The 20,713-nt window shown below is 64.0% G+C and carries 15 protein-coding genes; 9 read left to right on the forward strand and 6 right to left on the reverse strand.

Annotated elements, in window-relative coordinates; translation table 11 throughout:
* Positions 1-524: 524 nt before the first annotated feature.
* From VFZ66_09500 to VFZ66_09515, 4 genes are all read right to left on the reverse strand, one after another.
* A complete protein-coding gene (locus tag VFZ66_09500; GenBank protein ID HEX6289413.1) occupies positions 525-875 on the reverse strand; it encodes a pentapeptide repeat-containing protein in 351 nt (116 codons plus the stop codon).
* A 124-nt stretch (positions 876-999) separates the two neighbouring features.
* Positions 1,000-1,278 carry a stage V sporulation protein S gene (locus tag VFZ66_09505; protein ID HEX6289414.1) on the reverse strand — a complete coding sequence of 93 codons (279 nt, stop codon included), beginning with the start codon at positions 1,276-1,278 and terminating at the stop codon, positions 1,000-1,002.
* Between the two features lie 207 nt (positions 1,279-1,485).
* Entirely contained in the window at positions 1,486-1,707 is a 222-nt protein-coding gene (locus VFZ66_09510; protein HEX6289415.1) for a hypothetical protein, read from the reverse strand.
* Between the two features lie 251 nt (positions 1,708-1,958).
* Positions 1,959-2,309, reverse strand: a complete 351-nt coding sequence (locus VFZ66_09515; protein ID HEX6289416.1) for a hypothetical protein — start codon at positions 2,307-2,309, stop codon at positions 1,959-1,961.
* 41 nt (positions 2,310-2,350) lie between these two features.
* Here VFZ66_09515 and VFZ66_09520 point away from each other — a divergent pair, with 41 nt between their 5' ends.
* A complete protein-coding gene (locus tag VFZ66_09520) occupies positions 2,351-2,785 on the forward strand; it encodes a hypothetical protein (GenBank protein HEX6289417.1) in 435 nt (144 codons plus the stop codon).
* A gap of 368 nt (positions 2,786-3,153) precedes the next feature.
* Here VFZ66_09520 and VFZ66_09525 read toward each other — a convergent pair whose 3' ends face one another.
* Together VFZ66_09525 and VFZ66_09530 are read right to left on the reverse strand one after the other, a co-directional pair.
* Positions 3,154-6,585: a CheR family methyltransferase gene (locus tag VFZ66_09525; protein HEX6289418.1), complete on the reverse strand. Its 3,432-nt coding sequence runs from the start codon at positions 6,583-6,585 to the stop codon at positions 3,154-3,156.
* 30 nt (positions 6,586-6,615) lie between these two features.
* Positions 6,616-6,765 (reverse strand): hypothetical protein, encoded by a 150-nt coding sequence (locus VFZ66_09530; protein HEX6289419.1) that lies wholly within the window; start codon positions 6,763-6,765, stop codon positions 6,616-6,618.
* An 825-nt stretch (positions 6,766-7,590) separates the two neighbouring features.
* On the opposite strand from VFZ66_09530, the gene VFZ66_09535 reads away from it, so the two are divergent.
* The 8 genes from VFZ66_09535 to VFZ66_09570 all read left to right on the forward strand — a co-directional run bounded on the left by VFZ66_09535 (position 7,591) and on the right by VFZ66_09570 (position 20,626).
* A complete protein-coding gene (locus VFZ66_09535) occupies positions 7,591-10,602 on the forward strand; it encodes a glycogen/starch/alpha-glucan phosphorylase (GenBank protein ID HEX6289420.1) in 3,012 nt (1,003 codons plus the stop codon).
* Positions 10,603-11,124: 522 nt separating this feature from the next.
* Entirely contained in the window at positions 11,125-11,601 is a 477-nt protein-coding gene (locus VFZ66_09540) for a nuclear transport factor 2 family protein (GenBank protein HEX6289421.1), read from the forward strand.
* A gap of 418 nt (positions 11,602-12,019) precedes the next feature.
* On the forward strand, positions 12,020-12,535 hold the full coding sequence (locus VFZ66_09545; protein ID HEX6289422.1) for a hypothetical protein: 516 nt from the start codon (positions 12,020-12,022) through the stop codon (positions 12,533-12,535).
* Positions 12,536-14,028: 1,493 nt separating this feature from the next.
* Positions 14,029-15,195, forward strand: coding sequence for a delta-60 repeat domain-containing protein (locus VFZ66_09550; protein HEX6289423.1), 1,167 nt, complete (start codon positions 14,029-14,031; stop codon positions 15,193-15,195).
* A gap of 1,018 nt (positions 15,196-16,213) precedes the next feature.
* Complete coding sequence (locus tag VFZ66_09555; GenBank protein HEX6289424.1) at positions 16,214-16,645, forward strand: glutaredoxin family protein; 432 nt, start codon at positions 16,214-16,216, stop codon at positions 16,643-16,645.
* Positions 16,646-17,017: 372 nt separating this feature from the next.
* Complete coding sequence (locus VFZ66_09560; protein HEX6289425.1) at positions 17,018-17,317, forward strand: DUF1330 domain-containing protein; 300 nt, start codon at positions 17,018-17,020, stop codon at positions 17,315-17,317.
* A gap of 183 nt (positions 17,318-17,500) precedes the next feature.
* Positions 17,501-17,968: a hypothetical protein gene (locus VFZ66_09565; protein HEX6289426.1), complete on the forward strand. Its 468-nt coding sequence runs from the start codon at positions 17,501-17,503 to the stop codon at positions 17,966-17,968.
* A 159-nt stretch (positions 17,969-18,127) separates the two neighbouring features.
* Positions 18,128-20,626 (forward strand): helix-turn-helix transcriptional regulator, encoded by a 2,499-nt coding sequence (locus VFZ66_09570; GenBank protein HEX6289427.1) that lies wholly within the window; start codon positions 18,128-18,130, stop codon positions 20,624-20,626.
* Positions 20,627-20,713: the final 87 nt, after the last annotated feature.

Raw genomic sequence — 20,713 nt, forward strand, 5'->3', positions numbered from 1 at the left:
AGTTGTATCCACTGCATGCGGGTAAGCAACGCATCCGGTTGGAGGGGCTTGGTGATGCGGCTGCCGCTCCCGGTGATGTCCCCGGAAGGGCTGCGCGGCTCGGTGGTCGCGCCCTGCATCGCCTTTGGCACGCATGACCGATCCTGCCTTAGCGGTATGGGCGACGCGTCCGTGCCGCTGGGGCAAGCGTTGTTGGGATGCCCTCGCCCCCCTCAGGCGGAAACATGAGTTGAAAGCTCCGGTGTAAAATATCGCGGATCATGCGATCTTCTGAGCGGGGGGCCGTCAAAATGACCCCAGTGACCTGTGTCGTACCTGGCACGCGCCCTTCGACATCGGCGCGCGTCCACCATCCCCAGCGACGTATGACTGTCAAAATAGCATTTTCCTGGGAACCAAGCCGGAGCTGAACCTCGGTTGCTGATGGGTAGCTCAATTGCGCCATAGACACTTCCTTCTACGAGTTCCTGGTGAAAGCGGTCGTGATCGCTCCGATCGTACCATGCGCACGGGACGCACACCGATCAGCGAACGGATTTGCTGATATCGGTGCCGTCCAGCTGGGTATCGACCAGGTAGGCGGCGCGCAGGTCGGCGCGCTGCAGATTCACCCGCTGCATATTCGCCCAGCCCAGATTCGCGCCCTGGAGGTTCGCGCCCTGGAGGTCGGCCCCACAGAGATTCGCATGCGCCAGATTCGCCCGGCACAACGTGGTCCAGCGCAGGTCGGCCCCACGCAGGTCGGCACCCCGGAGGTCAACGTCGGCCAGATTCAACTGCTGGAGATTGGCCGCGCAAAAGTCTGGTGGCGTCCCCTGGCTGCGGGCGGTCGCGAGGATCTCAAGGACCTGCTCGCGGGTAAGATGTATCGACATACAGCGTCCTTTATGCACGATGGTCCACGCTGCCAGCAGACCCATCAGCAGGAATGATCATGAGGACCGCAGCGCAATGTGGCCTCGGCAGCACGCAATCCCCATCACGGTGTCGCTCCCCACGTTAGTCAGCAGAGCGCTCAATCACCAGCCGGAGCGCCGTCCGATCTTCGCCGTCGATCGTGACGTCGATGAAGAACGGGACACATCCGATCGTGACGTGGTCGTCGCGCAGGTAGGCGCTGGCGATCGCAATGGCCTTAATGGCCTGGTTGGTAGCACCCGCGCCAATCGACTGGACTTCGACGCTGGAGTGCTGCCGCAGCACGCCCGCGATCGCCCCGGCGACCGCGCTTGGGCGTGAATGGGCACTGACCTTAAGGATATCCGTGCTCTTCGGCAGGGCAGCAACGGGCGCAGCGCGCGGTCGAAGCGCCTGATCCGGTCGCGCATCGTCCAATGATACCCGCGCTGCATCGCCCCCGATCGCGAGGGCTTGTAGCGGATGAGACGGGTCGGGGATGGACATAGTAAGGTACCTCCACTCGACGGATGCGCATGCCCTGCATGAAGCGACAGCCGCGTAGCCCTGTCTGGACAACGCATCGCCTCATGGGTTAGGCTGGACCCCAGGGATCGCATACGACCAGACGCCGTCGGGCATACCAGAGGGCTCGGGCGCCTGAACTACGCCGAAGCGCAGACAGTAGGCCGCATCAGCCGCCTCGCGCTCGCCAAGGAAGCGCCAGTGCGCCTCGTGGGGACGCATCGGCGATCCGGTCACACCGCTATGCTGCTCATAGACGGTGGTGTTTGGTTCAGGATAGAGCATGCTGGTCCTTTCATCGATACTCGTTAACCCCTCCAGGACCAGCGACCGCGCCGCGGTCCGCCTGCCCTCGAACACCGATCGAATCACGATGTGCTCCACGCCTGCCCGTGAGACAGCAGCAGGAGATCGTGCCCTGGTTGTAGCGTGATGGAGGTTCAGCGGGATAGCTTAGTATAGCACACGTTCGATCATTTGTATAGCCCTAGTTGCGTAGCGTAGTACTTGACTTCAGCGACACCTCTGACGTATAGTTAGGATGGGCACCACGATACACTGGAGGAACGATGCCAATCAGGATGCGGATAGGGGAGCTTGCCCGCGCGCAAGGGCTTACGATCAAGGCGCTCGCTGAACGGGCTGGCGTCGCCTACAACACCGCGCACGCGCTCTATACGAGCCGGGCCACACGTATCGATCTCGACACGTTGGACCGCATGTGTGACGCGCTGCATGTTCAGCCTGGTGATCTGTTCGTCCGGCATCTTGCGTCCGAGCACGCGCATCGCCAGCACGAACCAGGAACAGGGTATGGCGGCGATCCGGATCAGGGAGGCCATGCGGGCGATCGAAACGCGGCGCGACCGCAAGAAGCCACGGATCACCGCACCCCCCAGCGCACGGAGAATCCCTTGATGGAGTACCGATGAGCGACTACACGGCGACCGATTTTCAAACGGATATGCGCGGACCCGATCCACGGATGATCGAGGTACGCTATCTCCAGGCACATCTTGAGCCGATCGATGCCCTGCTAGCGCAAAGCCAGCCATTGAGCGGGACGGTTCTGACGGAGCAGGGACCGATGGAGGTGCCCGAGGCGATCACGGCCTTTGATGTAGGAACCGTGGTCTATCGGTTTGGCACCTGGGTCGTCACTGGCAATGGCATTGCCTGCCTCGTGCATCACTACCCGCTCAGCGACGCGCGGCTTCGGGAACAGCAAGATTGGGTCAGCTACCTTGCCGAACAGGGTTGGGTAAACCTGTGGGATCTGCTGCGCGCCCTCACGGTCGCGCGACATATCCAGTCACACCGCGAGCAGAGCGGCCCGTACGGGGAAGGAACCCATCCATCCTAGGACGACCGCCGCACCCAGCCCCACAGTGCGTAGACCGTGTCACGGCGCGTTGTGGGATGCATCGTGTACACCGTCGCTCGTACAGCCTCATGCTCCGTCTACCACGGCGACATAGCATCCAGGATGACGAATCCACTCCACCAGATGGACACCTCTTGCTCATACCGATAATCAATACTTACCAACCTCACCACCCCTGTACATCGCAATCACCATCGCCCGCGTGTTCACCGCTGCCTTTGTCCTGAACAGCACCAGCGCCGTAATTACCATCGAGCCTGCCCAGTCGGTCCCCACCCTGCGCGTGATCGCGGTGTCGAATGCATCATGGGGCGACGCGCGACCCTGGTCGGCTGTGCGAACTCTATCTAGGCGAGGCTGCATGGGATCTGGATCGTAAACGTCGTTCCTTCATCCTCGACGGAGGCGACGGCAATCGTGCCACCATGCGCCAGCACAATCTGCTGACAAATATACAGCCCCAGGCCGAGGCCTTGTCCGGCGTAGCGGGAGTGGGACACTTGATAAAAGCGTGAAAACAGGTCCGCAAGGTGTTCCGTGGCAATGCCTGCGCCGTCATCCTGGACCACGAGCTCTGCCATGCCATCGACCCGCCTAAGCCGAACGTCGATGCGGGTACTCCCAGCGGCATGGGTGCTGGCATTGATGAACAGATTGAGCAACACTTGCTGGAGCCGCTGGGCATCGCCGCTGATACATACCTGTTCATCGTCGGCATGCAGCGCGATCATGAGGCGCGGCAGCAAGATCCGCCCGATCTCCACCGTCTGCTGGACGAGGGTTTTCAGCTGCACCGGCGCGACCTCCAGGCTGAACTTGCCACTGTGCAAGCGCGTGACATCCCGGAGATCATTGACCAGCCGTGTCATGCGATCGACCTCGGTTTGCAGGGCGGCGGCGTAGTGCAGCGGACGATCATGTCCGGGGTCCACGCTGAGATCTTTGATCAGCAGGTGGAGGTAGCCCTTGAGCACCGCCAGCGGAGCATGGAACTCATGGTTCGCCAGGGCCAGAAACTCTTCCTGCATGCGGCGTAGACTGCGCTCGGTGATATCGCGGATCACCACCACGCCCCACTGCTGGTCATCTGGACCACGCACGGGCTGCCCGATCGCCTCGCACCAGCGGCGATGCCCATTCGCCATCGTGAAGGTAAACGTTATGGCGAAGGTTTCGCCCTGTGCTGCGCGCGCCTGCGGTGTTGCATCCGGGAGCAAGGGCTGGCCGGCTTCATCGGCGAGAATCACCGCTTTGTCGCTGAAGAGCTCCGTATAGGCGGCATTCGTTACCACCGCCTCGCCGTCCGCGGTCGTCACGAGGACCGCATCGGCCATACTTGCCAGGATCGCCGCCAGGTGCGCCCGCTCCCGCTCACTCTGCTGGTGCTGGCGCTCCAGCGAGACGGTGAGGTCGTGCAGCTCATCACCACGCGCTGCCAGGTCCGCATTCGAGGTATTCAGCTCCTCGATCGTCGCCTGGAGCTCTTCGTTGAGCGTTTCAAGCTCCTCATTGGTGGCCTGCATCTCCTCGTTGAGCGTTTCCACTTCCTCAAGCGCCGCTTGCGCATCCTCGTTGCTCAACAGCACCTCGTCATGGATCGCGTGCATCTCAGCATGCATCCGTGCCAGATCCTCATTCGCGGTCAGCAATACCCGATTCGACGCGACGACATGCTCCATCTGCTGTGCGTGCCGGGCTGAGAGCTCCGTGATCTGCTGTGCGTGGCGCGCGGCAACCTCCTCGGCGGCCCGGCGCGCCTGCTCTTGCGCGGCATTGCTCTGCTGAAGCTCATCGTTGCGACGTGCCAGATCGGCGTTTGCCCGCTCAAGATCGGCAACCGTCTGCTCGAGCTGTGCCGCCAGCGCCGCCTGCCGAATCCGGGCCTGCTCAACCTCTTGTCGCGCCTGGACCGCCTCAGTGATATCCGTGACGAGGACCAGCGCCGACCGGGGTGCGCTCTCGTCGGCGGGCGCTTGCGCATAACACGCGATCTGGAGGAACTGCGGCTCCCCTGTTACCACCTGGGGAATCTCAACCTCGTCGAGGGTCGTTGCCACCGTATCACGCATCGCGCGGTCGATCGCGGCGCGGAGTGGATGGTGTGGAACGTGCTGCGCCAGATGAACGAAATCCTCGCCAATCGCCGAGGTGTGGATGCCCAGCAGGCGGCGAGCGGCGCTGTTGATCACCTGAATATCATAGCGCTGGTCCACGACCACAACGCCGACCGGCAAGGTCAGGAGCAGGTTCTCCTGGGCCGCGCGCGAGTGGCGTAAGTCCTGCTGCGTCTGGAACAGCTGCCGCGCCGTGCGCTGGCGCTGGTCTGTGCGCTGGGGTGTCAGGGCCGTGCCGCCGCTCGTCACGGGCGGATCGATGAGCTGTTCCCCGTGGCGGCGGTAGATCTTGTACTGCGGATGCTGGAGGGTAAAGAACTCGCTGAGCGGACTCACCGTCTCGGTCTTGCCCAGCACCAGATAGCCGCCCTCGCGCAGCGCGAAGGCAAAGAGCTGCAGCGCGCGCATCTGGAGCGTGGTGGTGAAGTAGATCAACACATTGCGGCACAGCACGAGATCGATCCGGGGAAACGGCGCGCGCTGACCGAGATCGTGCTCGCCGAAGACCACCAGACTCCGCACCTGCTTCTTGACCGCATAGCCGCCGCTACTGCGGCTGAAATACCGGTCGATCAGCTGGTCGGACAGTCCGGTCAGGGCAGCGGCTGGATATACGCCGCGCCGGGCGAAGGCGATCGCATCGGCGTCCAGGTCGGTGGCGAAGATCTTGATGCTGAACTGGCCCAGCTCCTCGCCCAACACCTCACACACCAGAATCGCCAGCGAATAGGCTTCTTCACCGGTTGCGCAGCCGGCGGACCAGATCCGCAGCTCATGGTTCCGGGCGCGGCTCGCGGTGACGAGGTTGGGCAGGATCTCCGTGCGCAAGAGGTCGAAGAAATCCCGATCGCGCATAAACTCAGTCACCTTGATCAGGAAGGTGCTGACCAGCCGCCCATACTCGTCGGGATAGTTGGCGAGATAGGCCGCGTAGCTCGCCAGATCGGCGCAGTTGGTCGCGACCAGACGACGCTGGAGCCGACGCTGAATGGTGGCGGCTTTATATGCACGGAAATCAATGCCGCTCCGCGCGCGCACCTGTTCCAGAAACGCCTGAAGCTCCGGCTCCTGCTCCGGGTGTGATGGTACCGCAATGTCGGTGAGGAGATCCTGTAGGATTTGCCCGATCCGGAGCAGGTCGGCAACAATGTCGACCGTCTGGGGCGCAAGCGACAGCGGCATGCCGGGATACGCCGCGGTTGCCGGGTTTTGAATCACGACGGTGCCGCCCGCCTGCTTGACGGCCCGCGCACCGATCGCGCCATCCGAGCCGGTTCCGGTTAAGATGACCGCAATCAGCTGCTCACCAAAGATCTCGGCGGCACTCGAGAGCAACAAGTCCACCGAAGGCTTCGGGCGTTTTGGGCCATCGGGAAGCACCGTCATATCATGATCGGTGATTTCCACATGCCGGTTCGCCGGCACGACGTAGATCGTCCCGGCGTGCAGCGGCGCATGATCCTGAACGGTGATCACCGGCAGCAGCGCGCGACGAGCAAGGATCGCGCCTAAATGGCTTGGGCGCGTTGGGTCGAGATGCTGTGCAATAACGATCGGAGCCGGAAACTCTGGGGGGAGTGTCGCTACCAGGGTCAAGAGCGCTTCAATGCCACCGGCGGACGCGCCCACGACGACGAGTTGAACCGGTGGCGCTGAGTCTGACATGCGATACCTGCCCCTACGAAGTCGCGGTGATCACGCATGCTGCTCCGTCGATCGAGAGCGCCAGACGCGCACCAGCGCCTGGCAGATGCCGCAGACGGAGCTGGCAGCACCGGTCGGCGACGAATGGTGTCCCGCCCGGTGCTCGGATGATGGTGTGTGAATCAGGCGCACGTCTATCATAACATACTCATCGCCATCCGCACGACCCAACTGCTGCATTCGCCCGACCATGCACCTCCGTGCCCTCGTGCGCGCTCAGGCGACTAAGCGGCGACCGCGGCTTATCGGAGATACAAGAACAGCGCGAGGACTCCCACGACCACCAGTAACACCCCGATGATCATAACCCCCTGGGTGAGCTTGCGCTGCTTCAAGCGGGCGCGGCGTTGTCGCAGGTTCATGGGGTTTCTCTCCTTTCGTCCCCCTGAAAAGCACGGAGAAGCATGGAAGATCATAGCATGGTGTGTCAATCGCTCCTTATCGCACAGCTCACTGAGGAAGCTTACCGGGCAACAATATGTTGATTTCCTTCGTGCGTTTGTCTTGTGATCCTATGATCACTCTCCTAAGACTGGTATCCGGCACATATGCCGGATGATCGTGGGTGCGCTCGGTCCGACGCTGCTGGCGTACGTTTGCGCGATCATGAGGTACAGGCCAGCAAGATGTCGCCTTTTGGGACGCGCTACGTCGTCGATGGGCCACTCACCGCCCCGGATGGTCGACGACCGCACGCTTCCAGGCCGGTGGCATGGGTCGATGCAGGCGAGATCTTGCCGCTGCCTGACGGCCTGGATGAAGTCGTGCAACGGCATCGTGCCGCCTTGACCCCCCCGGTATACTGATCCTACCAGTGCTGGCTCGGTGTCGCGCTGTCCCACGTCATCCTGCCAGTGGCCCGGTGTAGAGCGTCGTTGTGCGTGCCGTGGGGATGCCAATGGACCGCGCTGCCGGGCAACCGCCCTCCAGCCGACGCACTGGTTGCTACCACAGGAGGATGCCCTGATGACTACGACTGTCGATACGCTGCCTGACCTGACTGTCGAACGCTTTCAGCGTGACTTCCTCGACCATCTGCGCGCCGTGCGTGGCGTCGACCTCGACGCCGCCTCCCGCGTCGACTGCTACCATGCGCTGGCCCATACCCTCCGCCGCTCCATGTTGCCCCGCGCACTCGACACCCGCCGCACCCAGGTTCACGCCCACGCCAAATGGGTCTACTACCTCTCAGCCGAGTATCTGCTCGGTCGCCAACTGGCGAACAACCTGCTCAGCGCGGATCTGACCGCCATCGCCCGGCAGGCATTGACGGCACTCGGCCTGAGCCTGGATGAGCTGGGCGACGTCGAGATCGAGCCGGGCCTGGGCAACGGCGGCCTTGGGCGACTCGCCGCCTGCTTTCTCGATGCGGCGGCGGCGCTCAAGTTGCCGATGGTGGGCTATGGCATCCGCTACGAGTACGGCATCTTCCGCCAGACGCTGGTCGATGGCTGGCAGGTGGAGCGTCCTGACGAATGGATGCTGCTCGGCAATCCCTGGGAGCTGCCGCACCCCGAACTTGCCGTCACGGTGGGCTTCGGCGGGCACACCGAGGCGTTCACCGACGCCTATGGGCGGTACCGCGTGCGCTGGCGACCGGCGCGCACGGTCCTGGGCATTCCCTACTACTACCTCGTCCCTGGCTACCGCAGCGGCACGATCAACAGCTTGCGGTTGTGGAGCGCCCAGGCCACCGAAGCCTTCAACCTGGACATCTTCAATCGCGGTGACTATACCCGCGCCGTCCAGGACAAAACCCAATCCGAAACGATCTCCAAGGTGCTGTATCCAGTCGACGAGACGCCCCAGGGTCGACAGCTCCGCCTCGAACAGCAGTACTTCTTTGTGGCCTGTTCGCTACGAGACATACTCCGGCGATTGCCGGACGAGGTCGACCTGGACCGCCTGCCTGAGCAGGCCGTCATCCAGCTGAACGACACGCATCCGACGGTTGCCATCCCCGAAATGATGCGCCTGCTGGTCGACGAGTACCTGCTCCCCTGGGAGCGCGCCTGGGCGATCACCCAGCAGCTCTTCGCCTATACCTGCCATACCCTGCTGCCGGAGGCGCTGGAAACCTGGCCGGTCAGCCTCTTCGAGCAACTGCTGCCGCGCCATCTGGAGATCATCTACGAGATCAACCGGCGCTTCCTCGACACGGTCCGGCGGCATGACCCCGGCGATGAGGACCGGGTGCGGCGCATGTCGCTCATCGAGGAGCAGCCAGAGCGCCGCGTGCGCATGGCGCATCTTGCCGCTGTCGGCAGCTTCAAGATCAATGGTGTTGCTGCGTTGCACTCGACGCTGCTCCGCGACCGGGTGCTCACGGATTTCGCCGACCTCTGGCCCGACAAGTTCACCAATGTGACCAACGGCGTGACGCCGCGCCGCTTCGTGCACCTCGCCAACCCCGCGCTGTCGGACCTGATCACCGCGACGATTGGTGGTGCTTGGCTGACCGATCTCGATCAGCTGAAGCGGCTGGAACCCTCTGCTGAGGACGCCGGATTCCGGGCACGCTGGCGGGAGATCAAACAGCACAACAAGCAGGCGCTAGCCACGCTGATCGCGGAGAGCACCGGTGTTGGTGTCCGACCTGACGCGATGTTCGATATTATGGCGAAGCGGCTGCATGAATACAAGCGACAGCTGCTCAAGCTTCTGCACGTCATCACCCTGTACAATCGCATCAAGGCCGACCCGCACGAAGATCGTGTCCCGCGGGTCGTCTGCTTTGCGGCCAAGGCGGCACCGGGCTATCGGATGGCAAAGCTGATCATCAAGCTGATTAACGACGTGGCACGGGTGGTCAACGCCGACCCGGACGTTGGCGATCGGTTGAAGGTGGTCTTCCTGCCCAACTTCAATGTTACCCTGGCGGAGCGCATCTACCCGGCCGCCGACCTGTCCGAGCAGATTTCGTTGGCCGGGAAAGAAGCGTCGGGCACCGGGAATATGAAATTCGCGCTCAACGGTGCTCTCACGATTGGCACGCTGGATGGGGCAAATGTCGAGATTCGGGATCTCGTTGGTGCCGACAACTTCTTCCTCTTCGGCCTCACCGAGGATCAGGCCACGGCGACACGCGGCGGGGGCTATACTCCCCGCGCGTATGCCGCGCGCAATCCCATGCTCACGCAGGCGCTAGACCAGATTGCGGCAGGCGTGTTCTCACCGCAGGCGCCGGATCTGTTTCAGCCCATCGTCCAGCAGTTGCTGGATCGTGACGAGTTCTTGCTGCTGGCCGACTATGCCTCCTACGTCGAGCGCCAGGATGAGGTGGACCAGGCCTACCGCGACGTGGAGCGGTGGACGCGCATGGCAATCCTGAACACCGCACGTTGCGGCTATTTCTCGTCCGACCGCAGCGTGCGCGAGTATGCCACCCGGATCTGGCAGGTGGTCCCGGTGGATGTGGCGGCAGGCGAGCGGTCGGGAGCGAGCCATCGGCGTGACGATGCACGACGCGCCGCGCAGGCGGCCGGCGCGAACCTCACCGACGCCGAATGGGAGTTGCTGAGTCGTGCACCGGTGGTCATCAGTCGCGTCATGGTCGCGGCGGTCAACAGCAGCGTGATTGGGACGGTGCAGGAAGAAGGGGCGATGGTCCAGGTGCCAGGCGCGATCAGGCGCCGCTATGGGGCTAACCCGCTGATCCGAGCGGTGCTGGCGGAGATGAAGGTGCGCCGTGGGCCGCGATTGGCGCCCAGCAGGACCCAGGACGGCGCGCCGACGAGGCAGCGCACGCCGAGCATCGCGGAGGCACAGGCACTCTGCATCCAGATCGCGGAGATCCTGGCGCAGAAGACGCCTGAGGCACAGGCGGCGGAGTTCAAGGAGTGGCTGCTGGAGACGGCTGCAACGGTCGCGAACGCGGCCTCGGAGGGTGGCATGATGGCACACGCCGACACGACGAGCAGTGATGGAACAACGCCGCTGCGGCAGGCCCTGCGGGAGGCGCTGCGGGTCGTGGCGTAGACGCCCGGTTGTGGTCGGCGTCGTGACGGTGGCGTGTGAGCACACGGCCAGGCTGCGCGGCATGGGTGCATGTGCCCCTAAACACCGCTCGCGGTATATTTGTGACAGCGCGGCATGCGTGGCTTTCCAGATGAGGATCATGCGGCAGCATCACGGTCCAGGGAACGGTAGGGGACGCACAGGGCACGCCCAGCGAGCGAGCCGTGATTGATCCGGACTCGCTCGCACCGAGCGGCAGGCCCTTTGAAGCTGTCACCGTGGTAGCGGACGAACAGGGGCAGTACATCTGGCCCGTGCAGCTCGGACGCTATCGCCTCAGCGTGAGCGCCGTCGGGCATGAGCCCGCGACCCAGGAGGTGGTCGTCGCCCGGGGACAGCCGCGCCAGATCACGACGATGCTGCCTGCTAACAAGCATAGACACATCCCGGTTCCGCAGCGGAACGGCGTCGCCTGTCGTGCTTGCGGTGTGTCCCGTCGCCTGCTATCCTGCGGTTCGCACCTGCACACCGCGAGGAGGAATTATGCACCCGAATGCCCAAATCTTAACCACCCTGTACCAGGCATTCCAGCACAAAGACTATGCCACCATGACCGCGTGTTACCATCCGCAGGCCGTGTTTCGCGATGCGGTCTTTGACCTACGGGGCAGCCAGATCGGGGCGATGTGGCATATGTTCTGTCAGGCAGACGACCTGACGATTGACGTGGGAAACATCACCGCCACCGATCACGACGGATGGGCACACTGGGAGGCATCCTATACGTTCTCCTTGACGGGCCGGAAGGTGCACAACCGTATTCAGAGCCACATGGAGTTTGCCGATGGCACAATTCTGCGGCAGGATGACACGTTCAACTTTTGGCGGTGGAGCCGCCAAGCCTTTGGCTTGCGCGGCATTGTCTTGGGATGGACGCCCGTCCTGCAAACGCGGGTGCAACAGGCCGCGCGCACGAGATTAGCGCGCTTTATGGCGGCGCACCCACAGTACCAGCAATAAGCCTGTACGGGAGGGGTTTGATAGTTGTGTGGCTGGGGTGGGTGTGAGAATAATCATTATCGGCATTATCCTACATGCCCAACCCTTTGGCGATCAGTGGCAGCTATGATCTCTTGGATCTGGCATGCCTTGGCTTGACGGAAGGATTATACTGCATGGCATCTATACATAGTGAACGCACTGACACGTCGTAGCAGCCGGGGGATACGCAAGTCCGCGCATGCTCCAGCGATCGCCGTACACCGGGATCGGACGTGACACCCAGGAGCTTCACGAGTGTCTCGGCCACGCATACGTCGGCGAAGGCGGACCCAGCTTACGAAACCGGACTCGTTGCTGCACGAGAATTTCGTGGAAGTAGCTCTGGCCGCGCCGCTGAGCTTGATCGTTGGGCAGATGCAACAGGAGGGGTGCATCCATGATCCTCCCCAAAGACCGCGACCCCCGCTTCATCACCATCCGCCGTGGGGGGACGCTCACCGACTCCGACCATCGGCTCCTGGCGTTGTGGGCGGCTATGTGCGCAGAGCACGTGCTGCACCTCTTCGAGTCGGCGCAACCCTCGGACCCGCGGCCCCGCCAGGCGATCGAGCAGACTCGGGCCTGGGCGCGGGGCGAGATCACGATGTCTCAGGCCCGCGCGGCGGGTGGTCATGCCATGGCTGCGGCAAGAGCGCTGAGCGGAGCCGCTCGGCACGCCGCATATGCTGCCGGCCAGGCGGCAGTAGTGGCGCATGTCGCCGCACACGAGCTCGGTGCTGCGGCCTACGCGATCAAGGCCGCGCGTGCGGCCACCCCCGGATGCGCGGGTGAGAGCGCCGGCCGGCTCGAGTGCCGTTGGCAGCGCGAACAGCTCCCCGATGCGATTCGCGAACTCGTCCTGGAGGATCAGCGGTTGCGAAACGAGATCTGCTGGTCGGTGTTCGACTGCTGACGGGCGTGATGGCCTGTCTGCACGGCCCAACAAGCGCTTCGACCCGACGCCGCGCGCGTTGCGCTGTCGCCGGACGCGATTGAGCGCGGGTCGAAGCGCAACACGGTGGGCGTGCTTTTACACCGATCCGCCCCGGCTATCTCTAATTGCAGAACGAGCATGTTTCTGCATAGCCGTCCCGCGCCAGCTCTGGAGGACGCCCATGCCATACCACGCACCGGAGCGCGCCTTACCAGCCTTCACCACGTCATGCAGCGCTTCCATCGTCTCCTCATCTGTATTATTCAGCCCCTCATGAGGCCGCGTACTATCTGAGGTTCTGCACGTGTGCTGCTGATGGAGCCCTCCATATTTCTCAGTACCTTCATGCAGTGGCAGCACGGTGTTTGCCCCGCGCTTGTCGCGTGCTGCCGGACGGGCACGCCAGGTCCCGCCAGGATCGCACCACAGACACCATCCATGATGGGGAAGAATGTCTGTAGGCCCAGGAGGTGTTGTCAAGGGAGGCAGACGACACCCACGCTCAGCCCTGCTATTCTCATGGAACGGAGGACGGGCCGAACGGCCAAAATCGACGGTTTTCTAACGGAACGGTGGATGGCCTTTAAGCCTCTAGACAGCTCATGCTCCTGCAGCTATACTACACACGAACTCACGGCCTCCGTTCCACCTGTGTCCACGTCGCTGGTGCCGAACACCACGGGTTCAGCCAACAGCGATCGGCGGGTTGCGTCCATCGGCTCGCATCCCAGGCCGTCTCTCGATTATGCACAAGGACGTGGGTCGGCGCTGACGAACGACTCAGAGCGGTAAAGGACGGACTGATTAAAGGCTGTCCACTGGACCAGGCTTCCCGCGTATCCCTCTGGACGTGCACTCCTGGGATCCTTCCTGCATGTCTTGGCATGCAGCAGGTCCTTCCCTGCCTCCAGTTCCAGAATCACGGGTCGTGCGGCAACGTCTGACCGCACGAGGCGGACACGATCCCGCCTCGACGTGGTCAGGCTGCTCCCCGGAGGCAGCAAGCTAGTCGTCGTGAAACGATGGACGGTGGGAGGCACCGTCGGTCGCCGCGCCTGCGTTGGCTCGCATGCCGGATGGGGGGCTGCTTCCGGCGGGTGCCGTTCCCCGTGACACTCACGGCGAGGAAGCGCGATCCGCTGCTGCTTCGCTGGCGGCATCAGCGTCGTCAGCCCATCGGAGCCGTGCAACGGTTATGGATACCAGTCGCACGCTGGGTGTCGTCGTTGCCCGATTCCTTCCCCAGCGATTCGGCGTACACGTAGCGCGCCAGAGGCGCGGGCCTCGGACGTGTCTCTAGCGCGCTGGCGTACCAGAAAGGAGATCGCCCGTCAATCATCCCCGCTACGTGGTCTTGCCACGAGAGGACATTCCTGGCCGCTCACACATCCCCTTCACGCGAAGACATCGCCCCACGCCTGGGAGCCGGGAGTTGCCCGGCTCCCAGGGGTTACGCAAGGAAGTTGGAACCCATGGATCGCTGCATCAATCGTGGCCTGCTTGTTGTGATCATCGCCGCGTTGCTCATAAGTACCACCGGATCGCGAACCGTTCACGCGGCGGTGGTCGTGGTCGACCCCACCTTCAACCCCGGCTCCGGTGCGAATGACCGGGTGCTCGCGCTGGCGCTACAGCCAGACGGCAAGGTGCTGCTGGGAGGCATGTTCACCAGCGTTGGCGGCACCGCACGCACCCGCATCGCTCGCCTCAACGCCGACGGTACCCTCGATACGTCCTTCAACCCCGGCTCCGGCGCCAATAGCGCCGTGTGGGCGCTGGCGCTACAGCCAGACGGCAAGGTGCTGCTGGGGGGCGACTTCTGGGCCATCAATGGCACCGGGCGCAACGGCATCGCTCGCCTCAACGCCGACGGCACCCTCGATACGTCCTTCAACCCCAATCCCGGCGTAGATAGCTATGTGTATGCGCTGGCGCTGCAGCCGGACGGCAAGGTGCTGCTGGGGGGCATGTTCACCAGCGTTGGCGGTACCGCACGCAACAGTATCGCCCGCCTCAACACCGACGGCACCCTTGACACGAGCTTCAACCCCGGCTCCGGCGTAGATAGCTATGTGCATGCGCTGGCGCTGCAGCCAGACGGCAAGGTGCTGCTGGGAGGCAGTTTCTCAAGCGTGGGCGGCACCGCGCGCACCCGCATCGCTCGCCTCAACGCCGACGGCTCGCTTGACACGTCCTTCAACCCCGGCGCGAATAGCACCGTGCGTACACTGGCGCTGCAGCCAGACGGCAAGGTGCTGCTGGGGGGCGATTTCACGAGCGTGGGCGGCACCGCGCGCACCCGCATCGCCCGGCTCAACGCCGACGGCACCCTCGATACGTCCTTCAATCCCGGCACCGGCGCGAATAGCGCCGTGTATGCGCTAGCGCTGCAGCCAGACGGCAAGGTGCTGCTGGGGGGCATTTTTTCAATCGTTGGCGGCACCGCGCGCACCCGCATTGCCCGGCTCAACGCTAACGGCTCGCTTGACACGAGCTTCGACCCCGGCACCGGCGCGAATGGCACCGTGCATGCGCTGGCGCTGCAGCCAGACGGCAAGGTGCTGCTGGGGGGTGCTTTCTGGGCCATCAACGGCACCGCGCGCAGCCGCATTGCTCGGCTCGAAGCGGGCGCAGCATGACCTGCCCGGGTCCGCGAGATCCTACAGAGCTTGTAGGATCTCGCGAACCTGGCGACTCAACGGGCGTTTCAGCCCTCTTTTTGTTCCAAGATTGAGACGGGATGCCCCAAAACGTGCGTACAGCATCCTGATTCTATCTCAAAGATTGAGCCCTCCTACCGCGCGCTCCACAACGATTGCGATTCTCCTCCTGCTCCTTCCCTCGTTCGCCTAGCAATAACATCATACTTGGCGAAGTAGTCGAGCAAGATCCGGTGGATGAAGATGTGACCGCCGACCTTAAGGATGCGCAGCAGGCGGCGGGTGTCGTGGCGTAGCCACGATTGCTGGTTGGACCAGGATCTGAGCAGGAGATCCTCTATTGAGACTGACAAGCGAGGCTGTTGACGGGGCAGTTCATATAATGCAATAGTATACACACAATATTGCATATCCCACTATTTCATTGTTGAGGTGACATAATCATCGCTTGTGTGACGCGCTTTGGAGATGGCCGTGGTGCGAAGCGAGGACATTTCTGCTCATCAGGCTCAAGGATGGAAATGCAGCAGCTAATGAACGTGCAGTACGTTTGCGGAAGGTGCCGCAAGAAGCCAGCGCGGTCAATCAACGAACGGCCAACCACCTGCTCCACCCGACCGCTTCCAGCAGCCCAATCGCGCCATTGTGGGCGGTGGGCGGCGGGTGAGCTATGACCTTGGGCATCATCCGTGGTGTGCAGCGATCCGCCTGCACATCCTCACGGCATGCAAGCACCCTCCGGGTGACTCTCCTGTTTCCCTGGATCGTCCCATTCCGCGCATCCACCTTAACCACCGTGCGCTTGACTCCTGGGCTATACTAGACCACGTCGTCCGCTTGTGGAGGCTACCATCAACCAGCTCGTTGTGGACCGGATGGCCTGGCGAGATACGCGGGATGGTCAGCGGCATCACCTCATTCTTGTGCATGGCAGCGGACCGAGCGGCCTGGTGGTTGCCTTTGGACACTCGTTTGCACTGTGTGGAGCAGCACCATTATGCACCAACCTGGCCTTACCGTCTATGGGCATCCGCGCTGCCCACAGGTCATCCCCGTTCGGCAGTTCCTAGATCGGGCTGCCGTCCCCTACACGTATATCAACATCCGGGACGATGCGGCGGCCCGGAGCCGGGTCATGGCGCTGAACGCGGGCAACAAAACGGTGCCGACCCTGGTATTTGCGGATGGGACCATCCTCCGTGAGCCACATGTGTGGCAGGTGCACGCGCAGCTTGGAGCCGCTGGGGTGCATGTTCCGTCATTCGTGGCGTTTTCCATCCAGCACTCGTTGATGATCGTCCTCGTGGCGTTCCTCCTGATGGGGATGGTGGCTGGGAAGGTGCTGGGATCGGCAGTTCTTGGCAGTGTGGTGGGCCTCATCGTCGGCCTGCTGGTCAACGCGAGGCGCATCCGGCGCGCTGGTTCCTGACACCTGGGGAGGGATTCCCGGCAGCCCTGCGCCTACCACATCGTTTCAGGCGACGCTGCCCACAGCAGAATCTCTCCGCACGGTCCGCCATGAAAGCCTACCTGCCACCCGCGTCGGCTGCGTGCAACACGGAGTATTCGGCTGCGCGCCGGATACTCCGTAATTCGCTGGGCAGCCCCCCTCCTCCGGCACGCGGCCTGGTTCGAGGGTTGACATGCGTGCGATACTCGCCCCATGCGGGAGCCGGGCGGAATGCGGCGCGCTGCGGAGGACGAGCACGCGGCGCATCAACCGCACGGCCCGTCATGCCGCGATCCGGACGGTGCGACCCGGCAAGCAGGCGCTTGTTACAGGCACGACAGGAGGGAGCCTATGGCGGCCTATTGGTTCTTCGACATCCTGGAGATCATCGATCCTGCGGCGATGGAAGAATACCGCGCGCGCGTCGTCGCCACGGTGACACAGTCTGGAGGCCGCTATCTCATCATCGGCGGTCCCGCCACCGTGGTCGAAGGGGATTGGCAGCCGGTGTTCCCGGTGCTGATCGAATTTCCGAGTCGGGAGCAGGCCCAGCGCTGGTATGACTCGACCGAGTACCGGGAGCTGAAGGCCTTGCGGCAGGCCGCTACGCGGGGGAACGTGGTGTTCCTGGAGGGCACCACGCTGGAGTAGTACACGGTCCGCTGCTGGCGATGCGCCGGTGCGTGCGGTCGGGGCACGACCAACGGGAACGCCACCACCGCAGGGTGCGGTGGCGGGAGCGGAGGTGTCAGCTCATGCGCCGTGCGGCGGTGCGGCATGCTGCGTCCGTGATGGCCCCACGTACCGACCAGACGGGTATCCAGCAGCGCGTGGATGGGGCTGTCTGCTCATCTCAAGGGGAGCACGCAGCAAGGCCAGAGCCGTGCATGGAGCACGCTCGATCGGCTCGATCAGGTCACGGACGCGCACGGCAATGTGACCGGCATGACCTACGTCAGCCTGGGCCGCACGCTGACGATGAGCGACCCCGATATGAGGAATACCACGCCCTCGCCCTGGCGCTACACCTACGACATGGCGGGTCAAAGGTATAATTGGGGCTGCCGCCCGACGCATAGGCGTAACAGTCAAAGAACCGGTAGGTACCGCTCGGATCATTACTTGATCGTCCACCGGACGGGCAACCCGTCCCTGTGGATGTGGATGCAGGCAGCAACGCCGGTCGCCGTCGCAGCTTCGCATGTGCGGCCTGGGAGCTTCTCCCCCGTTGCAGTACACCACAGCTCGGCCACGGTGGGGGATCGGCCACCGATCCCAGACGCAATCCAAAAAGCGATATAGTTAAGGGGGTCGCCTGCCATGCCGGGCGGCGGCGATGCCGCCGCCGCGCGGGCCACGCCCGCTGCGGGGTGGTGCTGCCTGCGGCAGCGGCGATCCCTACCGACGCCTGGGGGGCGTCGGTCACGGTGTGTTAGATGGTTCGTTCGTGGAGGAACTGCCATGCCAGAGCAGGTTGAGTCCGGTTCGTCGTTGGGGTCGTGGATTCGGCAGCGGCGCAAAGCGCTGGATCTGACGCAGGCTGCCCTCGCTGGGTGCGTGGGCTGCGCGGACGTGACGATCCGCAAACTGGAGGCGGCGGTGACGCGGCCCTCGCGGCAGTTGGCCGCGCGCCTCGCCGCCTGCCTGGAGATTCCCCCCGACGAGCGGGCGGTGTTTCTGCAGGTGGCGCGGGGCGAGCGCCGCCCGGATCGCCTACCCCCCGCCGATCCACGGCCTCTCGCCAGGCCGCGTGCCAGCGTGGCGGGGCCGATCGCACCGCTGCCGCGCGATACGGTGCCGCCGCCTGCGCCGCTCCCGCCCGGCTCGCGGATGCCGCTCAGCCGCAATCCGCTGTTCGTCGGGCGGGACGCCGACCTCCGCCAGCTGGCCCAGGTCCTAACCGTGGGTGCAACTGCGGCAATTGGTCAGATCGAGATCGCCGCCGCGACGGGACTGGGGGGCATCGGCAAGACGCAGCTGGCCTGCGAGTTCGTCCATCGCTACGGGCAGTTCTTCGCGGGCGGCATCTTCTGGCTCAGCTTCGCCGATCCCGCTGCGGTTCCGGCGGAAGTCGCCGCCTGTGGCGGCGGCGCGGGCATGGCGCTCAGCCCGGAGTTTGACACGCTGCCGCTCGATACGCAGGTGCAGCGGGTGCGTGCGGCCTGGAAGGAGCCGATCCCGCGCCTGCTGGTGTTTGATAACTGCGAGGATGAGGCGCTGCTGGACGAGTGGCGGCCCCCGCATGGCGGCTGCCGCGTGCTGATCACCAGCCGCCGCCGCCACTGGGACCTGGCACTGGGCGTGCAGCCGGTGGCGCTCGATGTGCTGCCCCGCGCCGATAGTCTGGTGCTGCTCCGCCAGTTCCGCCCCGATCTGCGGGAGCACGACGCCGACCTTGCTGCGATCGCCGAGACGCTGGGCGATCTGCCGCTGGCGCTTCATCTGGCCGGGAGTTTTCTCGCGAAATACCGGCATGCGGTTACGCCTGCCCAGTATCGTGCGCGCCTCCACACCCCAACGATCCTCGACGATCGCTCGCTGCGGGCAGCGGGCCTCTCGCCGACGCAGCATGTGCAGCATGTCACCCGCACCTTTGAGCAGAGCTTTGCGCGTCTGGACCCGGCTGATCCGACCGATGCGCTGGCACGCACGCTGCTTACCCATGCCGCCTGCTGCGCGCCCGGCGAGCCGCTGCCGCGCTGGTTCCTGCTCCACACGCTCGATCTGCCGGAGGCGGATGTGGAGGGCACCCTCCGTGCCGAAGATGCCGTGACGCGCGTCCTTGACCTGGGGCTACTCGACACGGACGCAGCGGGGAGCCTGCGCTTGCACCGGCTGGTGGCGGCCTTTGTCCGCACAGTTGCCAGGAGCGCGGCAGCACAGGCGGACGTGGAGGCGACGATGCTCCAGGTGGCCGATGCCTTGCACCAGGCGGGCGATCCCCGTCGGCTCCTGGCAGTCGAGGCGCACCTGCGCTTCATCACCGAGCATGCGCTGCCGCGCGCCGACGCGCGTGCCGCCGAGTTATCCAGGGCGCTGGGCATGCACGTTCAGATGCTCGGCGCGTATGCGGAGGCGCAGCGCTACTTTGAGCAGGCGCTTGGGATCCAAGAGCAGGTGCTTGAGATGGAGCACCCTGACACTGCCCGCAGCCTGTATTATCTGGGCAGGCACGTTCAGATGCTCGGCGCGTACGTAGAAGCACGGCGCTACATGGAGCAGTCGCTCGTCATCGAGCGGGTATTGGAGCGGGAGCACCCCGACACCACACGGCGTCTCAATCCGCTCAGCGAGCGCCAGCAGGATCGCGGCGTGTATGTGCAGGCGCAGCATGCTATCGAGCGTGCGCTCGTCATCCAGGAGCGCGCGCTTGGGCCGGAGCACCCCGACACCGCCCGCAGCCTGCAAAGCCTGGGGGTGGTGCTGTGGCTCCAGGGGGCGTATACGGAAGCGCAGCGCTACTTTCAGCGGGCGCTCGTCATCCAGGAGCGCGTGCTTGGGCCGGAGCATCCTGTTACGGCAAGGTGCCTGAATAGTTTGGGCGAGGTGCTGTACGCACAGGGGGCCTATGTGGAAGCGCAGCGCTACCATGAGCGTGCGCTGGCAATCCGTAAGCGGGTCCTTGGTGTGGAGCACCCCGACACCGCCCGCAGCCTCCATGATCTGGGCGAGATCCAGTGGCATCAAGGCAACTATGCGGAGGCGCAGCGCTACCATGAGCGGGCGCTCGTCATCCAGGAGCGTGTGCTTGGGACGGAGCACCCCGACACCGCCCGCAGCCTGCATAGTCTCGGCCTGGTCTTGCGTGATCAAGGCGACATGGTAGGCGCGCAGCACTACGTGGAGCGCGCCTTGATGATCTGTGCGCGGCGACTTGGTCCGAACCATCCTGAAACCCACAGCGCGCGCGCGACGCTTGCCACCTTCGCCATCCCCGAACCGGCCGATCGTCGAGACTGAGCGGCACGATACGTCGAAATCTGCATCGGTTGCGGACGTTGACCGCTCGTTGTCGACCCGCCGCGCCTGCGCATCGTCGGCGCGTAG

This window comes from Herpetosiphonaceae bacterium (genome assembly GCA_036374795.1).
Classification (GTDB): domain Bacteria; phylum Chloroflexota; class Chloroflexia; order Chloroflexales; family Kallotenuaceae; genus LB3-1.